This window comes from Pseudomonas sp. NPDC088414 (assembly GCF_044753325.1).
Taxonomy (GTDB): domain Bacteria; phylum Pseudomonadota; class Gammaproteobacteria; order Pseudomonadales; family Pseudomonadaceae; genus Aquipseudomonas.
The window spans coordinates 95,055-111,029 of record NZ_JBIVMY010000003.1 but is presented as its reverse complement, the minus strand read 5'-3'; the positions used below and the strand labels follow the sequence as shown (position 1 = coordinate 111,029).

Sequence of the window (15,975 nt, the reverse complement as noted above, 5' to 3'; positions counted from 1 at the left end):
CAGGGTGTCAGGCACTCAAGACAATGTAGTTTTCACCGACCTTGCGCGCATACCCCTCCAGCACCTGCTGACACAACGTCACCATCTCCTCCACCCACTCCACGCCAACCCGCCACGACACCACCACCTGCAAATTCGGCGGTCGCTGGTCGATGTCGAGCAAGGTCAGCTCACCCCGGGCCAGTTCCTCGGCCACCAGCACCGGCGGCAGCACGCCAATACCAAAGCCATCGCGCAGCAGCCGGGTAATCGCCGACACCGAATTCACGCAGTTCAGGCGCGGCGCCAGCACACCGTTGGCCTGCATCAATGCCAGCAGATCCTGATGCGGTCGGGAGTTTTTCGAGTAGGTGATGATCCGTTCCTGCGCCAGTTCAGCGAGGTCGGCGTAGTCGCGGTTATAGATCGAGTTGCTGGCGACGATCCAGCCCAGCGGATGGCTGGCCAGCTCGAGGCTGCGCACGCTTTCGTGGCGCACCAGATCGGTTTGCAGAACGATGTCGAGAAAGCCTTTTTGCAGCTGATCGCAGAGGTTCAGCGAGGTATCCGCCACCAGCTCGATTTCCACCCGTGGATACAGATCGGTCATCTGCGCCACCAACGGGCTGAGCCAGGTGTGGATCACCGTGTCCATCACACCGATGCGCACCCGGCCGACCTTGCTCGAACGGGTCTCGATCGATTGCTTGAGGGCTGACATCGTATCGAGCATCTGCTCGGCATAGTCCAGCACTTTCAGGCCTTCGGGCGTCAGGCTGACGCCGCGTGAATCGCGCAGAAACAGCTTCACCCCCAGCTCGCCTTCGAGCACTGCGATACGGCTGGAAATCGACGCCTGGGTGGTGAACAGCTTGTCGGCGGTCAGGCGAAAACTCTTCAGCCGGGCGACCCAGACAAAGGTCTCGAGAAACTTCAGGTTCATGGCAACGGCTCGGGTGACAAATTTTTCTTATGCCTAAGGCGGGTTTTTATTCGTTGGACGCAGCAGGGCCGAGCGACGAAAAATCGGCGCATCCGGTTCCCACGATAGGCGTCGTCGGAACTTCGAACAAGACCAATAAAAGCCTGCGGAGACTTGCCATGCGTGCGCCCGACACCCTCGACCTCCCCAAGAGCACGGCCCGCCCCGGCCCGTTCGACTGGTATCGCAACATCAATCAGCAAGAGCGTCGTACCTTCTGGAGCTGCAAGATCGGCTATGGCCTGGACGGCATGGACACGCAAATGCTCAGCTTCGTGGTGCCGACCCTGATCGCCATGTGGGGCATCACCACCGGGCAGGCCGGGCTGATTCACACCAGCACCCTGATCGCCTCGGCCATCGGCGGCTGGGTGGCGGGGATTCTCTCCGACCGCATTGGCCGCGTGCGCACCCTGCAACTGACGGTGCTGTGGTTCGCTTTCTTCACCTTCCTCTGCGGTTTCGCGCAGAACTACGAACAGCTCCTGATTGCTCGCACCCTGATGGGCTTCGGTTTCGGCGGCGAATGGACCGCCGGCGCGGTGCTGATCGGTGAAGTGATCCGCGCCAAGGATCGCGGCAAAGCGGTGGGCATGGTGCAATCCGGCTGGGCGCTGGGGTGGGGGCTGACGGCGATTCTGTATGCGTTGCTGTTCTCGGTGTTGCCACCGGAAGATGCCTGGCGAGCGCTGTTCATTCTCGGCATCGTCCCGGCGATTTTCGTGATCTTCGTCCGGCGTCTGGTGAAAGACCCGGAGATCTATCGCGAAGCCAAGGCTGCACAAACTCCGCAGAATCCGGCGAAGTTCTACGAGATCTTCGCCCCGGGGATGCTGTTCACCACGTTCCGCGCTTCCTTGCTGACCACCGGGGCGCTCGGCGGTTACTACGCGATCACCTCGTGGCTGCCGACCTTCCTGAAGAATGAACGCGGCTTGAGTGTGCTGGGCACTGGCGGGTATCTGGCGATGGTGATTGTCGGTTCCTACGTCGGCTATGTGATCAGCGCCTATCTGACCGATCTGCTGGGACGGAAAAAGAACTTCATCCTGTTTGCGGTCGGCTCGTTCACCATCGTTCTGCTGTACACGCAGATGCCGGTCAGCAACGGGGTGATGCTGTGGTTGGGCTTTCCGCTGGGCTTCTTCGCCTCGGGGATTTTCAGCGGCATGGGCGCGTTTCTCACCGAGCTGTTTCCGACGCGGATTCGTGGCTCAGGGCAGGGCTTCTGCTACAACATCGGTCGGGCGCTGGCGGCATTGTTTCCGCTGTTGATTGGTTTGCTCAGCCAGAAAGTCCCGTTGAGTGTGGGTATCGGCGCGTTTGCTGCGGTGTCCTACGGCGTGGTGATCCTCGCCGCATTGAGCCTGCCGGAGACCCGTGGCAAGCAACTGGATGCGCAGTAACTGATAACCTGCCGGGCAAGCGTCCTACAGATAAAAAGACAAGAAGCTACAGGAGTGTTCACCGTGAGCCGCCTGCTATTGAATTGCGACATCGGCGAGAGTTTCGGCAGCTGGACCATGGGTCTGGACGCCGAGGTCATGCCCTTCATCGACTGCGCCAACGTGGCCTGCGGCTTCCATGCCGGTGACCCGAGCATCATGCGCAAGACCGTCAGCCTGGCGTTGAGCCACGGCGTGCAAATCGGTGCACACCCGGCCTATCAGGATCTGGTGGGTTTCGGCCGGCGTTCCATGGTCTATTCCGCCCAGGAACTGCAAGACATCCTGCATTACCAGATTGGCGCCCTCGACGGCATCTGCAAGGCGCAGGGCGGGCGAGTCAGTTACGTCAAACCGCACGGCGCGATGTACAACGACATGATGGCCAACCCGGCGCAGTTGCGGGCGGTGATTCAAGCTGTGGCGGCTTACGATCGCACGTTGCCGCTGATGCTGATGGCCACCCGTGACAACGCGGCGGCGCAGCAACTCGGCGACGAATACGGCGTGACCCTGTGGTTCGAAGCCTTCGCCGACCGCGCCTACGACAGCGCAGGTCGACTGGTCTCGCGGCAACTGCCGGGCGCAGTGCATCACCAGCCAGAAAAAATTATCGAACAGGCCCTGATCATCGCCCGTGGCAGTGACCTCGTCGCCAGCGACGGCAGGGCGCTGCACCTGCAGGCCAACACCTTGTGCGTGCATGGCGACAACGCCAGTTCGGTGGCCGCCGTGCAGCGCATTCGCGAGGCCCTGAATCAGCAGAGCGCGCCATGAACCCACGGATTGAAGTGGTGGCCCTGGACTGCCTGATGCTGCGCCTGTTCGATGAAATTGCCGAAACCAACATGCCGTGGATGCTCGCCGCCAGTGAGCGTTTGCGCACGGTATTTGGCGCGCAGTTGATCGATCTGGTGCCGTCTTACACCACGTTGATGGTGCATTACGATCTGAGCGCGCTGAGCCCGAGTCAGGCGCGTGAATTGATCGCTGAAGCGCTGATCGATCTGTCGCCGAATGCGCGCACCGGCGGCCAGTGTCATGTGCTGCCGGTCTGGTACGACCTGAGTGTCGGCCCCGAACTGAGCCTGCTGGCGCAGCGCAGCGGGTTGGCGGTGGAGGAGGTGATTCGTCGGCACAGCGCTCGCGAATATCAGGTGTTCGCCCTCGGCTTCGCGCCGGGGTTCGCCTTCATGGGGCTGGTAGAAGAGGTGCTGGCAGCGCCACGTCTGGACACCCCGCGCAAGAAAGTCGCGGCTGGCAGCGTCGGCATCGCCGAACGGCAGACCGCGGCTTATCCGGTGGTATCCCCCGGCGGCTGGAACCTGATCGGCCGCACCCCGGCGAAACTGTTCGACCGCCATCGCGACGGCTACAGCCTGATGCAACCCGGCGACACCGTGCGCTTCGAAGCGGTGAGCCACGCCGAGTTCATCAATCTGGGCGGCGATGACACACCACTGGAGGCGCTGGCATGAGCCGACTGACGATTGAAGCCAGCACGCCGCTGTGCCTGTTGCAGGACGCCGGGCGCTTTGGCGTGCGCCATTTGGGCGTGACCCAGGGCGGCGCGGCGGACTGGTGCTCGATGAGCTGGGCCAACTGGTTATTGGGTAACGGATTAAATGCGCCGGTGATCGAAATCACCCTCGGCGGGTTTGCCGTGGTGGCGCAGGAAGATTGCCTGCTGGCGCTGGCCGGGGCGGATCTCGGCGCGCAGATTGACGGGCAGGCGCTGGCGCCGTGGCGCAGTTTCAAACTGGGCAAGGGCCAGACATTGAGGTTCGCTCAACCGCTGCTCGGCGCCCGGGCTTATCTGGCGGCGCCCGGTGGTTTCGACGCGCCGCAGGTGCTGGGCAGCAGTGCCACGGTGGTGCGTGAAGAACTCGGTGGTCTTGATGGCATGGGGTTGCCGTTGGCCAAGGGCGCGACGTTGAGTTATCGCGGTGCGGTTCTGCAGGTGCGTGAAGTGCCGCTGGCGCATCGACCTGATTTGCGCCTGAATACGCCTTTGGATCTGGTGCTCGGTGCACAGATCGGCCAGTTCAGCGGGCAGAGTCTGTTCGATGTGTTCAACAGTTCGTGGACGCTCGACAGTCGCGCTGATCGCATGGGCATTCGATTGTTGGGCACCACGTTGCAGTATCAGGGCCGGCCGATGATTTCCGAGGGCATTCCGCTGGGCGCGGTGCAGGTGCCGCCGGATGGGCAGCCGATTGTCTTGCTCAATGATCGGCAGACGATTGGTGGCTATCCGCGATTGGGAGCGTTGACACCTTTGGCGCTGGCGCGGCTGGCGCAGTGTCTGCCGGGGGCGCAGGTGCGGTTGCGGCCGGTGGTGCAGGACGTCGCGCACCGGGAGCACATCGAATATCTACAGCGGTTTTAGATGTGGCGAGGGAGCTTGCTCCCGCTGGGGCGCGAAGCGGCCCCCTCTAATCTGAAAAAAGTATGGGACTGCTACGCAGTCCAGCGGGAGCAAGCTCCCTCGCCACGCACTCATTGGATTATTTGGACAAGAAGCGCATCCCTTCCTCCAACCCGCGCAAGGTCAACGGATACATCTGATCCTCGATCAAATCGCGCACGATATTGGTCGACGAGGTGTAGCCCCAGGTGTCCTTCGGATACGGATTGATCCAGATGAGCTTCTTGTACTTCTCCATGAACCGCTGCATCCACAGGTAGCCCGGCTCTTCGTTCCAGTGCTCGACGCTGCCGCCGGCCTGGGTGATTTCGTAGGGCGCCATGGCGGCGTCACCGATGAAGATCACTTTGTAGTCGGCGCCATACTTGTGCAGCAAATCCTGGGTCGAGAAACGCTCGGACGTGCGGCGCAGGTTGTTCTTCCACACCGACTCATAAATGAAGTTGTGGAAGTAGAAGTACTCCAGATGCTTGAACTCGGTCTTGCACGCCGAGAACAGCTCCTCGCAGATCTTCACGTGCGCGTCCATCGAGCCGCCGATGTCGAACAGCAACAACAGCTTCACCGTGTTGCGCCGTTCCGGACGCATCTGGATATTCAGCAGGCCGGCGTCCTTGGCGGTGTGGTCGATGGTGCCGTCGATGTCCAGCTCTTCAGCCGCACCCTGACGGGCGAATTTGCGCAGACGACGCAGGGCGACCTTGATGTTGCGCGTGCCCAGCTCCACCGAATCGTCGAGGTTCTTGTACTCGCGCTGATCCCAGACCTTGACCGCTTTGCCCTGACGCTTGCCGGCATCGCCGACCCGAATGCCTTCCGGATTGAAGCCGCCGGAACCGAACGGGCTGGTGCCGCCGGTGCCGATCCATTTGTTGCCGCCGGCGTGGCGCTCTTTCTGTTCTTCCAGACGCTTCTTGAACTCTTCGATCAGCTTGTCCAGCCCGCCGAGGGACTGGATTTGTGCACGTTCCTCGTCGGTCAGCGAGCGCTCGAATTCCTTGCGCAACCAGTCTTCGGGAATCAGCGCCTGCAAGTGATCGTCGAGCTTTTCCAGGCCATTGAAGTAGGCGCCGAAAGCACGGTCGAACTTGTCGAAATGCCGTTCGTCCTTGACCAGAATCGCCCGCGACAAGTAGTAGAACTCGTCCATGTCAGCAAAGGTCACGCGCTGCTTCAGCGCGTTGATCAGGTCGAGCAGCTCGCGCACCGACACTGGCACCTTGGCTGCACGCATTTCATTGAACAGGTTGAGCAACATGGCATCAGCCTCAGCGAGAACCGCGACGGCTCATGAACGCCAGGCGCTCAAGCAACTGCACGTCCTGTTCGTTCTTCACCAGCGCACCGGCCAATGGCGGAATGGCCTTGGTCGGATCGCGCTCGCGCAGCACTGCTTCGCCGATGTTGTCGGCCATCAGCAGCTTCAGCCAGTCGACCAGCTCGGAGGTCGACGGTTTCTTCTTCAGGCCCGGCACTTTGCGCACGTCAAAGAACACGTCCAGCGCTTCGCTGACCAGGTCCTTCTTGATGTCCGGGTAGTGCACGTCGACGATTTTCTGCAGAGTGTTGCGATCCGGGAAAGCGATGTAATGGAAGAAGCAGCGGCGCAGGAAGGCGTCCGGCAGCTCTTTCTCGTTGTTGGAGGTAATGATGATGATCGGGCGCTTCTTGGCCTTGATGGTCTCGTCGATCTCGTAAACGTAGAACTCCATCTTGTCGAGTTCTTGCAACAGGTCGTTGGGGAACTCGATGTCAGCCTTGTCGATTTCGTCGATCAGCAGAATCACCCGCTCCTCTGACTCGAAGGCCTCCCAGAGCTTGCCCTTCTTCAGGTAGTTGCGCACATCGTGGACTTTTTCGTTGCCCAGTTGCGAGTCGCGCAGACGGCTGACCGCATCGTACTCGTACAGACCCTGATGGGCCTTGGTGGTGGACTTGATGTGCCAGGTGATCAGCTTGGCGCCGAACGATTCGGCCAGTTGCTCGGCGAGCATGGTCTTGCCGGTGCCGGGTTCGCCCTTGACCAGCAGTGGCCGCTCCAGGGTGATGGCGGCATTGACCGCCAGCTTCAGGTCATCGGTGGCGACGTAGGCCTGGGTGCCTTCGAACTTCATCTGCTAATCCTCGAACGGTAACGCCGACCTGCACAGGCAGGGCGGGGCGAAAAATCGGATGCCCCGACTATAACGCGCAGCCCGGTCGACTGTGAACGCAGACGGCTTATTCAGTCTCTGAATGGGGCGTCACATGTTGACTCGGTTTCGGCTGATGGCCAGCATTCAGCCCTTGCTGATTTAACGATAGCCTCCAGGATGTTTACAAAATCTGTGGCGAGGGAGCTTGCTCCCGCCGGGCTGCGTAGCAGCACCATCATCTGATGGAGGACTTGCACTGATGTTACGGATGAAACGCCCCCGCTTGTCGGCGGCTCGTGTCTGGTCTGGTTTTTGTCTGGAACTGACCTTTATCGATGATCAGCGATGGGTGGTCGATTTGAGTCAGGATCTTCAAGACGCTCCAGGGCTCCAGCCGTTGCTGGACCCTGAGATATTCGCCACTGTGATCCTGGGTGATCATGGCTGGTGTGTGGAATGGCCGGAACCGGATATTCAGATCGGCGCTGATACACTCTATTTGGAAATGCTGGCGCAGCGCTCTAGCCCGCATCCGGCTTAGGTCTTTCATACCGCGCATTAAAGGCTTGAATGAAGCCATTGCGCAAAATCTGCAAAAACGCTTCGAATGCGCTGATGTTTTGCTGATGCACGTTGCCGCTGAGTTCGACCTTGGTGGCGAACTGGTTTTTGGCCTGGTTCTTCAGCACGGTTTCCGTGCCGCCGACGATGGCCTCCCAGACGGAGCGGAAGATGCTCTTGTCCTTGTTCTCCACGTCCTGCTGCCAGTTGAACACCTCGACATCGCGCAAAAGCGGTTTGATGTAGCCGCTGACCTGGGCTTTTTTCGCCTGGGCTTCGATCACGACGTCACCATGCCCGGCGTTGAAGTCGAACTTGCCGTAGGCCGAGGCGAAGTCGTTCATGCTCTTGAGTTCGATGTCGCGGGCGCGCAGGCGGAACTGGAAGTCCTCGAAATTGCTCAGCGGATCGAAAGTGGCCGTGGTTTCCAACGGTGCGTGGCCGAGCAGCTTGGCCTTGCCTTCGAAACGGGCATCGCGCTTGCCCTGTTTGTCGACCACGTTAGTCAGGTTGTAGATGCTGGCCTCGACGTTGGTGGCGTTCATGTTGACCGGCGGCTTGGAGTTGAAATTGCGGAAACTGATCTTGCCGTCATGGATCTGCACCTCGTCGAGGGTGATCGGCAGCAACTTGCCCAGTTGCGCCCGCCAGTCGGTGCCTTTACCGGTCTGGGAATTCTGCTTGTTGGCTCCGCCGTCGACGAAGTTGATCTCGGGATTGAAGAACTGCACCTGTGCCACCACGGCATGGTCGTACCACAGCGAGTGCCAACTGACCGCCAGATCGATCACGGGTGCGTTGACGAACGGCACCGGCACCTTGCCGTCGACCTTGACGATTTTCAGCCCGTTGATCTTGTAGGCGCCGCGCCACAAGGCCAGATCGACATCGGTGATCTGGCCGCGGTAATCACCCATGTCGGCCAGTTTGCCGTTCAGGTAATCGCGCACCACGTAGGGCAGGGCAATGTGCAGGGCGATCAGCAGCACAACGACGACGACAAAGATCCCTATTGGCCAGCTATAGCGACGCTTCATGGCAAAAATTCCCTGACGATGTAAGCGATTGACTGTGGCGCGGCGCAGACGTTCGACCCGACTGGACTGCGCCCGGCAACAGGCATACCTTGGAACGCTGAATTCAATGCTGCATAAGGACCCAGCCATGAGCCGTATTTTTGCTGACAACGCCCATTCCATCGGCAACACGCCGCTGGTGCAGATCAACCGCATCGCGCCGCGTGGCGTGACCATCCTGGCCAAGATCGAGGGGCGCAACCCCGGTTATTCGGTCAAGTGCCGGATCGGCGCGAACATGATCTGGGACGCCGAAAGCAGCGGCAAACTCAAACCGGGCATGACCATCGTCGAGCCTACCTCCGGCAATACCGGTATTGGCCTGGCTTTTGTTGCGGCAGCTCGCGGTTATAAATTGATGCTGACCATGCCGGCTTCGATGAGTATCGAACGGCGCAAGGTACTGAAGGCGCTGGGCGCAGAGCTGGTTCTGACCGAACCGGCCAAGGGCATGAAAGGCGCGATCGAGAAGGCCGCCGAAATTGTTGCCAGCGACGCCGACAAATACTTTATGCCGTCGCAGTTCGACAATCCGGCCAACCCGGCGATTCATGAAAAAACCACCGGTCCGGAAATCTGGAACGACACCGATGGTGCGGTGGATGTGCTGGTGGCCGGCGTCGGGACGGGTGGCACCATCACCGGCGTGTCGCGCTATATCAAGAACACCCAGGGCAAACCGATCCTGTCGGTGGCGGTGGAGCCGGTGTCTTCGCCGGTGATCAGCCAGGCGCTGGCGGGTGAAGAGATCAAGCCGAGCCCACACAAGATTCAGGGGATTGGCGCCGGTTTCGTGCCGAAGAACCTCGATTTGTCGATGGTCGATCGCGTGGAACAGGTCACCGATGACGAGTCCAAGGCCATGGCGCTGCGCCTGATGCAGGAAGAAGGGATTTTGTGCGGTATCTCGTGCGGCGCGGCCATGGCCGTAGCGGTGCGCCTGGCCGAGAAGCCGGAAATGCAGGGCAAGACCATCGTGGTGATTCTGCCGGACTCCGGTGAGCGCTATTTGTCGAGCATGTTGTTCAGCGATCTGTTCACCGAACAGGAGAATCAGCAGTAGTCGAATTGACTCAGATCAGCCGGGGTTCAGGATCGTTATGCTAATAAATGCTTTGTTGCGCAATTCTTAACACTGAATCTTGGGTTGGGCGGGTTTTTCCCGAGGCCGGTAGTGTTTATCATGGCCGGCTGCCATGCCGGGTAACGGGCATTGCGCAGCGTTGTCTTTATTCAAGGAGTCGTTGATGACCTTTTCGTTAGCCGCCAAGGTGTTGGTGTTGCTGCTATTTGTGGGCAGCATCCTCTATGTGCATTTGCGCGGCAAGGCGCGTTTGCCGGTCCTGCGTCAGTTCGTCAACCACTCGGCGCTGTTCGCTCCGTATAACGCGCTGATGTACCTGTTCTCCGGTGTGCCGTCCAAGCCGTATCTGGATCGCAGCAAGTTTCCGGAACTGGATGTGCTGCGTGATAACTGGGAAACCATTCGCGACGAGGCCATGCATCTGTTCGACGAGGGTTATATCCGCGCCGCCGAAAAGAACAATGACGCTGGTTTCGGCTCGTTCTTCAAGAAAGGCTGGAAGCGTTTCTACCTCAAGTGGTACGACAAACCGCTGCCGTCGGCCGAAACCCTGTGCCCGAAGACCGTGGCGCTGGTCAGTGCGATCCCTAACGTCAAAGGCGCAATGTTCGCGCTGTTGCCAGGTGGCAGCCATCTGAACCCGCACCGTGATCCCTTTGCCGGCTCGTTGCGTTATCACCTGGGCCTGTCGACACCGAATTCCGACGATTGCCGGATCTTCGTCGACGGTCAGGTCTACGCTTGGCGCGACGGTGAGGATGTGATGTTCGACGAGACCTACGTGCACTGGGTCAAGAACGAAACCGAACAAACCCGCGTCATCCTGTTCTGCGATGTCGAACGCCCGCTGAGCAACCGTCTGATGACCCGCATCAACCGCGCCATCAGTGCCTGGCTGGGACGCGCCACTGCGCCGCAGAACCTTGACGACGAACGTGTCGGCGGCATCAACCAGGCCTACGCCTGGAGCAAGAACTTCAGCGACCGGTTCAGCGGCGTGGTCAAACAGTGGAAGCGCCGCAATCCCAAGGCTTACCGCGTCCTGCGCCCGGTGCTGGCGGTGGTGGTGCTGACGCTGCTGGGGTATTGGCTGTTTGGTTGAGGCCGGATGTTGAAATAAAAAAACCGCTCCTTGTGAGCGGTTTTTTGTTTGCTGATAAGTCTATAGTCGGCCAGCGGCGAGTACATTCGGCTCTTCGCTTTCAGTGCCCGTTATCAGTAACTGCAGCAGACGCCTCTGACTCGCAGTAAGGGTTATCTCGCCGGATTTTTTGCCGAGAGGAAGTATGTCTTTTCTGGAGGAAGGCTTTTTTGTTGATTTGCTCATTTCTCCACCAGTGTTGATCGTTAATTGAACAGTTTTCACGATACTAGGTTCTCCAGGGTTTTGACAAGGCGGCCACCAGCGTCGAAGTCGAAGCCAAGCTCTTGATAGTGGGAAATCGCGCCCTTCAAAGGTTCTTGGATCTCGAGAACCTTGCTGCCAATGAGTTGGGCGTATTGTTCAATCACAATCATCGCCAGCGCCCCGATACGTCTTTTTAACGGATGGAACTCATAGGGGCGTCCCTCCAGACGCACAATTCGTATTCTGTTTTTGCTGGCATTTGGATTTGCGAAACACAGCCCGCAAAGTTCCTCTCCAAACCAGATAGCGATGTCCAGAGATAAGGGCTCTCGACCTTTCCACTCAATGACCTCATTCCAGCAAAAGTGCTGGTCTCTCCAGAGAGTTGATGCCTGTAGTGCTTGTTGGTCGATAGGTTCGAAACGTACTTTCGACAAATCGATGGCAGTCGGACCATGGTGTTCCAACTGAAGCTGTAGTTGAAGAGTAACGAAAGCTGCCTGCTTCCTCGCCTCTGACCGATACAACTGATACCGCAAATTCGTCCGTTCCCTTGGCATGTGATCCCGAGCATTCCCTGTCTCCCCATCAGTGGGCCTATCCGTTGCTCATCAGCCTATGCGCCTGCCATTGAGCTGTCCCTGCTGGCCCTTTGTCCAAATCGTTGCAATCCATGTCCCGCGCTGGTTATAGTCGGCGCTCGTGAATCAGCTGATTCACGTTCCAAACCCTTCAAAAAAGATCAGCCCAATGCCTGCATTCCTCATCAACGCGGTAGTCGATTCAGCGGTCAACGCTGGCGTCGTCCCGTGCGGGAATCAGCAGCCCGGGCAGATCAGTCATTACCCTCCACCTGTCAGTAGCACGTCGGTGTGCGCAGTCGTATCACCGCCGGGCGTTGGCGTTTCGGGCTGATCGGCATTCTCTGCTGACCCCTGCGCCCGCCAGAACAACTACTGAATTTCAGCTACGGCTGAGTTGGCTATTTGCCTGACTACAGGTGGTATTCATGTTTGTCCTTTCGAAAAAGTCCGCGCTCGCGGCGACGTCCACGAGCCTGTTCGTTCTGCTGTGGAGCAGCGGGGCGATCTTCTCCAAATGGGGGTTGGCCCACGCTTCGCCCTTTGCCTTTCTGCTGATTCGCTTTGTGATTGCGCTGTGTGGGTTGCTGCTGTTGGCGCCGTTGCTCAAGTTGAAGTTGCCCAAGGGCGGCAGGCCGATGCTGTTTGCGATTGCAACGGGCGTGGTGTTGTTGGGGGCGTATCAGATTTTCTATCTGCTGGCCCTCAACACCAGAGTCACGCCGGGGGTGATGGCGACCATCATGGGCGTACAGCCGATCCTCACCGTGGTGCTGATGGAGCGCCAGCGCTCGGCGACCCGGATGTTCGGCCTGGCGCTGGGGCTGGCCGGGCTGATCATGGTGGTTTACCAGGGGATCGGTCTGGCCGGGATGTCCTGGGCGGGCATGCTGTTCGGCCTGCTGGCGCTGGCGAGCATGACTCTGGGGGCGATCATGCAGAAACGCATCACCGACAATCCCCTCGGCACGCTGCCGGTGCAGTACCTGGCCGGGCTGCTGTTGTGCGCGATGTTCGTGCCGTTTCAGCCGTTCCACTTTGAACACAGCGCAGGTTTCATCGTGCCGGTGTTGTGGATGGGGCTGGTGGTGTCGGTACTGGCGACGTTATTGCTGTACCGCCTGATCGCCCGGGGCAATCTGGTGAATGTCACCAGTCTGTTCTATCTGGTGCCGGCGGTGACGGCGGTGATGGATTACCTGATTTTCGGCAATCGTCTGGCGGCGTTGAGTGTGCTGGGGATGCTGTTGATCATTGTTGGGCTGGCGTTTGTGTTCCGTAAATCCAGCTGATCTGTAAACCGATGGCGGCTGTTCGGCCGCCATCGCGAGCAGGCTCACTCCCACAGGGATTTATGCTGTTGCCCAGATCCAGTGTGGGAGCGGGCTTGCTCGCGAAGGCTGACTTGTTAACGCCGCAAAATCAGCGGACTGTTGCGGCAGCAGGCTTCACCACCGCCGGCTTCAACACCAGCCACAGCGCCAGCGCAATCAACACCCCGCCATACAGGTGCGCCATCGACAACGGCTCATCCAGCAGCAACGCGCCCCACAACACGCCGAACGCCGGAATCATGAAGGTCACGGTCATCGATTTGACCGGGCCGATGGAGCTGAGCAGGCGGAAATAGATGATGTAGGCGAACGCCGTGCAGCCCAGGCCCAGGCCCAGCAGTGACAGCCAGACATTCCAGCCGCCCCAGCTTGCCGGTGGCGCGGTGATCACGTTGTAGCCGAACAGGGGCAACAGAAACAGCGAGGCGCCGAGCATGCTGCCCACCGCCGAAAGGCGACTGTCGAGCCCGCCGCTATGGTCCAGCCAGCGCCGCGTGAGGAATCCGGCGAAACCGTAGCAAGTGGTGGCGAGCAGGCAGGCGAGGGCGCCCATCAGCAACTGCAGATCGAACGCGACCGGACCTGCGCGCGTCAGCACGCCGACACCGAACAGGCCGAGAAACACACCCGTCAGTTTCGCGGCAGTGAGTTTTTCACTGAAAAACAGCCCGCCAATCAACACGCCCATCAGCGGCGTAGTGGCGTTGAAGATCGCCGAGTAACCGGCCGGCAGCACTTGCGCCGCCACCGAATACAGCGTCGCCGGGATCCCCGAGTTGATCACCCCGAGCAACATCACGGTCTTCAGCTTGCCCTTGAAATCCCAGCTGATGCGCATCAGCCCGAGAATCACCAGCAGACCGACGGCCGCAATCGATACGCGAAAGAACGCGGTCGGAATGGTGCCGATCACTGGCGCAATAATGCGCATGAACAGAAAGCTCGCGCCCCAGATGGCTGCCAGCGACAGCATGCGGAAAATATCGACAGCGCTCACGATGGCACTCCTTCCTTGATCGGGACGAGAGTGTTGCCGAGCGCCCCGTCGATGGCAACCGTCAATCGGGCATTTAATTTTTCATTCAGAGCACGAAGCGCGTGACCAGGCCGTTGAGGTCGATCGCCAGGCGCGACAGTTCCTGACTGGCAGCGGACGTTTGGGTAGCGCCGGCGGCAGTCTGGGTCGAGAGGTCACGAATGGTCACCAGATTCTGGTCAACCTCACGCGCCACCAGTGCCTGTTGTTCGGCAGCACTGGCGATCACCAGGTTGCGCTGGTTGATCTGCGCAATCGACGCGGTGATTTTCTCCAGCGCCTGACCGGCACTGTTGGCCCGACGCACCGTGTGGCTGGCCTGCTCGGCACTGCTTTGCAGCGCACCGACGGTGGCACCGGTGCCTTGCTGGATGCTGCTGATCATTAGCTCGATTTCTTCGGTGGAGTTCTGCGTACGTAGCGCCAGCGAGCGCACTTCATCGGCGACCACTGCAAAGCCGCGTCCGGCCTCACCGGCACGCGCCGCTTCGATGGCGGCATTGAGCGCCAGCAGGTTGGTTTGCCCGGCGATGCCGCGAATCACCTCCAGCACCTTGCTGATGTCCTGAGCCTGAGTGGCGAGGCCTTCGGCCTGTTCCGACGCACCCAGCACTGCGCTGACCAGTTCCTGAATCGAGCTGATGGTCTCGCTGACCTGCACATGCCCATGTTTGCTGTCCTCGTTCGAGGCCTCGGAGGCCTCGGCGCTGGACACTGCATTGGCCGCAACTTCATCCACCGCCGTGCTCATCTCGGTGACGGCGGTGGCGGCCTGTTCGATCTGATCGTTCTGCTGTTGCAGGCCACGGGTGCTTTGCTCCATCACCGAGCTCATTTCTTCGGCGGCCGAGGCCAGTTGCTGCGCCGATTCGCTGATGCCACGGATGGTCGAGCGCAGGTTGTTCTGCATCTCGGCGAGGGCGCTGAGCAACTGCGCCGCCTCATCGCGACCATGATCGGCAATCTGGCCGCTGAGGTCGCCGGCGGCAATTTTTTGCGCGACGGACAGGGCCTGATTGATCGGTGCGGTGATGCTGCGGGTCAGCAGCCAGGCCAGCAGCAGGGTAGCGATCAGGGCGACCACGATGATCGTCGCGACAATCCACAGCGCCTGCTGATAAACCCCGGCAGCAGCCTCGGCGGCGCTGTCGGCGCCTTGCTGGTTGAAGCTGATCATCTGCTCCAGCGCCTTGTCGAGGATCCGGCCCTGTGGCGCCAGTTCATTGTTCAGACGGGCATAGGCCTGTTCACTTTGCCCGGCGTCGATCTGAGCGATGATCTGGTCCAGGATGCTCATGTACTTGGCGACGTCGCTATTCAAACCGTCGAGCATCGCCCGTTCCGCATCGCTGGCCAGCAGAGCGGTGTGGTCCTTCAGGCGCTTCGACAATTCTTCGCGCTGCACCTTGATGATGCCTTTGCTTGTGTCGCGTACCGCCGGCTGGGTGCTGGTGATCAGGCGCAGGGATTCGAGGCGGATGTTGGCGATGTTCGCCGCCGCATCGTGAATGCTCTCGATGCTGGGCATCCACGATTCCTCGATCACCGTTGCGCTCTCACGCAGATTTTTCATCTGGCCCAGGCCGAACAGGCCGACCACCACCAGCAGGGCGGCCAATACGGCAAAACTCAAACTGGCGCGCAAACCGATGCGCAGATTGCGGATAGACATCAATGTGCTCCTTGATCTATGAGGAAGAGGTCGTCCTCGTGGGCCGAGGATCTTGTTGTGAGGCGGGTACTGGCGGGCTGTATATCAAAGTGCCACTATTTTGGTAAGACCAATCTGTGAGCAGTTCTTCTCTTTCATCGACAGGCGGGAACGCAGCGGTAAAACCGCGAGCCAGAGCGGTGGGGCAGGGATTGGATCCGAATCCCAGGGAATTCGCGGGCTTGCGCGGGGCGGCAGACGAGACTGAGAGGGCGGTTAATTGACCGAACGGTCGACTCAAAAAACTTTGATAAAAACTGTGTCGCTGTACAACC

Annotated in this window: 15 protein-coding genes; 8 read left to right on the top strand and 7 right to left on the bottom strand. The window is 59.7% G+C overall.

Going from position 1 to position 15,975, the window contains the following annotated elements; all coding sequences use genetic code 11:
- Positions 1 to 7 precede the first annotated feature (7 nt).
- Positions 8 to 922 (bottom strand): LysR family transcriptional regulator, encoded by a 915-nt coding sequence (locus ACIP8I_RS05475; protein ID WP_400759339.1) that lies wholly within the window; start codon positions 920 to 922, stop codon positions 8 to 10.
- Positions 923 to 1,080: 158 nt separating this feature from the next.
- Between ACIP8I_RS05475 and ACIP8I_RS05470 the strand changes: the two genes are divergently transcribed.
- From ACIP8I_RS05470 to ACIP8I_RS05455, 4 genes are all read left to right on the top strand, one after another.
- A complete protein-coding gene (locus ACIP8I_RS05470; RefSeq protein WP_007969604.1) occupies positions 1,081 to 2,367 on the top strand; it encodes an MFS transporter in 1,287 nt (428 codons plus the stop codon).
- Positions 2,368 to 2,430: 63 nt separating this feature from the next.
- Positions 2,431 to 3,183 carry a 5-oxoprolinase subunit PxpA gene (locus tag ACIP8I_RS05465; RefSeq protein WP_400759336.1) on the top strand — a complete coding sequence of 251 codons (753 nt, stop codon included), beginning with the start codon at positions 2,431 to 2,433 and terminating at the stop codon, positions 3,181 to 3,183.
- On the top strand, positions 3,180 to 3,884 hold the full coding sequence (locus tag ACIP8I_RS05460) for an allophanate hydrolase subunit 1 (RefSeq protein WP_400759333.1): 705 nt from the start codon (positions 3,180 to 3,182) through the stop codon (positions 3,882 to 3,884). The genes ACIP8I_RS05465 and ACIP8I_RS05460 overlap by 4 nt, the downstream gene beginning before the upstream one ends.
- On the top strand, positions 3,881 to 4,795 hold the full coding sequence (locus tag ACIP8I_RS05455; protein ID WP_400759330.1) for a biotin-dependent carboxyltransferase family protein: 915 nt from the start codon (positions 3,881 to 3,883) through the stop codon (positions 4,793 to 4,795). The genes ACIP8I_RS05460 and ACIP8I_RS05455 overlap by 4 nt, the downstream gene beginning before the upstream one ends.
- Before the next feature lie 118 nt (positions 4,796 to 4,913).
- On the opposite strand, the gene ACIP8I_RS05450 is transcribed toward ACIP8I_RS05455, so the two are convergent.
- Both ACIP8I_RS05450 and ACIP8I_RS05445 read right to left on the bottom strand, forming a co-directional pair.
- Positions 4,914 to 6,092 carry a VWA domain-containing protein gene (locus tag ACIP8I_RS05450; RefSeq protein WP_007969609.1) on the bottom strand — a complete coding sequence of 393 codons (1,179 nt, stop codon included), beginning with the start codon at positions 6,090 to 6,092 and terminating at the stop codon, positions 4,914 to 4,916.
- Positions 6,093 to 6,102: 10 nt separating this feature from the next.
- Positions 6,103 to 6,948 (bottom strand): MoxR family ATPase, encoded by an 846-nt coding sequence (locus tag ACIP8I_RS05445; protein WP_098967703.1) that lies wholly within the window; start codon positions 6,946 to 6,948, stop codon positions 6,103 to 6,105.
- Positions 6,949 to 7,237: 289 nt separating this feature from the next.
- On the opposite strand from ACIP8I_RS05445, the gene ACIP8I_RS05440 reads away from it, so the two are divergent.
- Positions 7,238 to 7,510, top strand: coding sequence for a DUF2442 domain-containing protein (locus ACIP8I_RS05440; protein ID WP_400759326.1), 273 nt, complete (start codon positions 7,238 to 7,240; stop codon positions 7,508 to 7,510).
- Here ACIP8I_RS05440 and ACIP8I_RS05435 read toward each other — a convergent pair.
- On the bottom strand, positions 7,491 to 8,567 hold the full coding sequence (locus ACIP8I_RS05435) for a DUF748 domain-containing protein (RefSeq protein ID WP_367083688.1): 1,077 nt from the start codon (positions 8,565 to 8,567) through the stop codon (positions 7,491 to 7,493). The genes ACIP8I_RS05440 and ACIP8I_RS05435 overlap by 20 nt on opposite strands.
- A gap of 127 nt (positions 8,568 to 8,694) precedes the next feature.
- On the opposite strand from ACIP8I_RS05435, the gene cysK reads away from it, so the two are divergent.
- Both cysK and ACIP8I_RS05425 read left to right on the top strand, forming a co-directional pair.
- Complete coding sequence (gene cysK, locus ACIP8I_RS05430) at positions 8,695 to 9,669, top strand: cysteine synthase A (protein ID WP_007969612.1); 975 nt, start codon at positions 8,695 to 8,697, stop codon at positions 9,667 to 9,669.
- Positions 9,670 to 9,853: 184 nt separating this feature from the next.
- The gene (locus ACIP8I_RS05425) at positions 9,854 to 10,792 is read left to right on the top strand and encodes an aspartyl/asparaginyl beta-hydroxylase domain-containing protein (RefSeq protein WP_367083690.1); all 939 of its coding nucleotides are present in this window, start codon (positions 9,854 to 9,856) and stop codon (positions 10,790 to 10,792) included.
- A gap of 260 nt (positions 10,793 to 11,052) precedes the next feature.
- On the opposite strand, the gene ACIP8I_RS05420 is transcribed toward ACIP8I_RS05425, so the two are convergent.
- On the bottom strand, positions 11,053 to 11,577 hold the full coding sequence (locus ACIP8I_RS05420; RefSeq protein WP_400759321.1) for a hypothetical protein: 525 nt from the start codon (positions 11,575 to 11,577) through the stop codon (positions 11,053 to 11,055).
- 470 nt (positions 11,578 to 12,047) lie between these two features.
- Here ACIP8I_RS05420 and ACIP8I_RS05415 point away from each other — a divergent pair, with 470 nt between their 5' ends.
- On the top strand, positions 12,048 to 12,911 hold the full coding sequence (locus tag ACIP8I_RS05415; RefSeq protein WP_400759318.1) for a DMT family transporter: 864 nt from the start codon (positions 12,048 to 12,050) through the stop codon (positions 12,909 to 12,911).
- 130 nt (positions 12,912 to 13,041) lie between these two features.
- Here the strand turns inward: ACIP8I_RS05415 and ACIP8I_RS05410 are convergent, their stop codons facing one another.
- Positions 13,042 to 13,950 carry a DMT family transporter gene (locus tag ACIP8I_RS05410; RefSeq protein ID WP_400759315.1) on the bottom strand — a complete coding sequence of 303 codons (909 nt, stop codon included), beginning with the start codon at positions 13,948 to 13,950 and terminating at the stop codon, positions 13,042 to 13,044.
- A gap of 85 nt (positions 13,951 to 14,035) precedes the next feature.
- A complete protein-coding gene (locus ACIP8I_RS05405; protein WP_400759312.1) occupies positions 14,036 to 15,661 on the bottom strand; it encodes a methyl-accepting chemotaxis protein in 1,626 nt (541 codons plus the stop codon).
- Between the last annotated feature and the right edge of the window lie 314 nt (positions 15,662 to 15,975).

Excerpts from the sequence above, each read along its gene's own strand:
- ACIP8I_RS05475 (WP_400759339.1), bottom strand. The coding sequence starts at position 922 with ATGAACCTGAAGTTTCTCGAGACCTTTGTCTGGGTCGCCCGGCTGAAG.
- ACIP8I_RS05470 (WP_007969604.1), top strand. The coding sequence starts at position 1,081 with ATGCGTGCGCCCGACACCCTCGACCTCCCCAAGAGCACGGCCCGCCCC.
- ACIP8I_RS05460 (WP_400759333.1), top strand. The coding sequence starts at position 3,180 with ATGAACCCACGGATTGAAGTGGTGGCCCTGGACTGCCTGATGCTGCGC.
- ACIP8I_RS05455 (WP_400759330.1), top strand. The coding sequence starts at position 3,881 with ATGAGCCGACTGACGATTGAAGCCAGCACGCCGCTGTGCCTGTTGCAG.
- ACIP8I_RS05450 (WP_007969609.1), bottom strand. The coding sequence starts at position 6,092 with ATGTTGCTCAACCTGTTCAATGAAATGCGTGCAGCCAAGGTGCCAGTG.
- ACIP8I_RS05445 (WP_098967703.1), bottom strand. The coding sequence starts at position 6,948 with ATGAAGTTCGAAGGCACCCAGGCCTACGTCGCCACCGATGACCTGAAG.
- ACIP8I_RS05440 (WP_400759326.1), top strand. The coding sequence starts at position 7,238 with ATGAAACGCCCCCGCTTGTCGGCGGCTCGTGTCTGGTCTGGTTTTTGT.
- ACIP8I_RS05435 (WP_367083688.1), bottom strand. The coding sequence starts at position 8,567 with ATGAAGCGTCGCTATAGCTGGCCAATAGGGATCTTTGTCGTCGTCGTT.
- cysK (WP_007969612.1), top strand. The coding sequence starts at position 8,695 with ATGAGCCGTATTTTTGCTGACAACGCCCATTCCATCGGCAACACGCCG.
- ACIP8I_RS05425 (WP_367083690.1), top strand. The coding sequence starts at position 9,854 with ATGACCTTTTCGTTAGCCGCCAAGGTGTTGGTGTTGCTGCTATTTGTG.
- ACIP8I_RS05415 (WP_400759318.1), top strand. The coding sequence starts at position 12,048 with ATGTTTGTCCTTTCGAAAAAGTCCGCGCTCGCGGCGACGTCCACGAGC.
- ACIP8I_RS05405 (WP_400759312.1), bottom strand. The coding sequence starts at position 15,661 with ATGTCTATCCGCAATCTGCGCATCGGTTTGCGCGCCAGTTTGAGTTTT.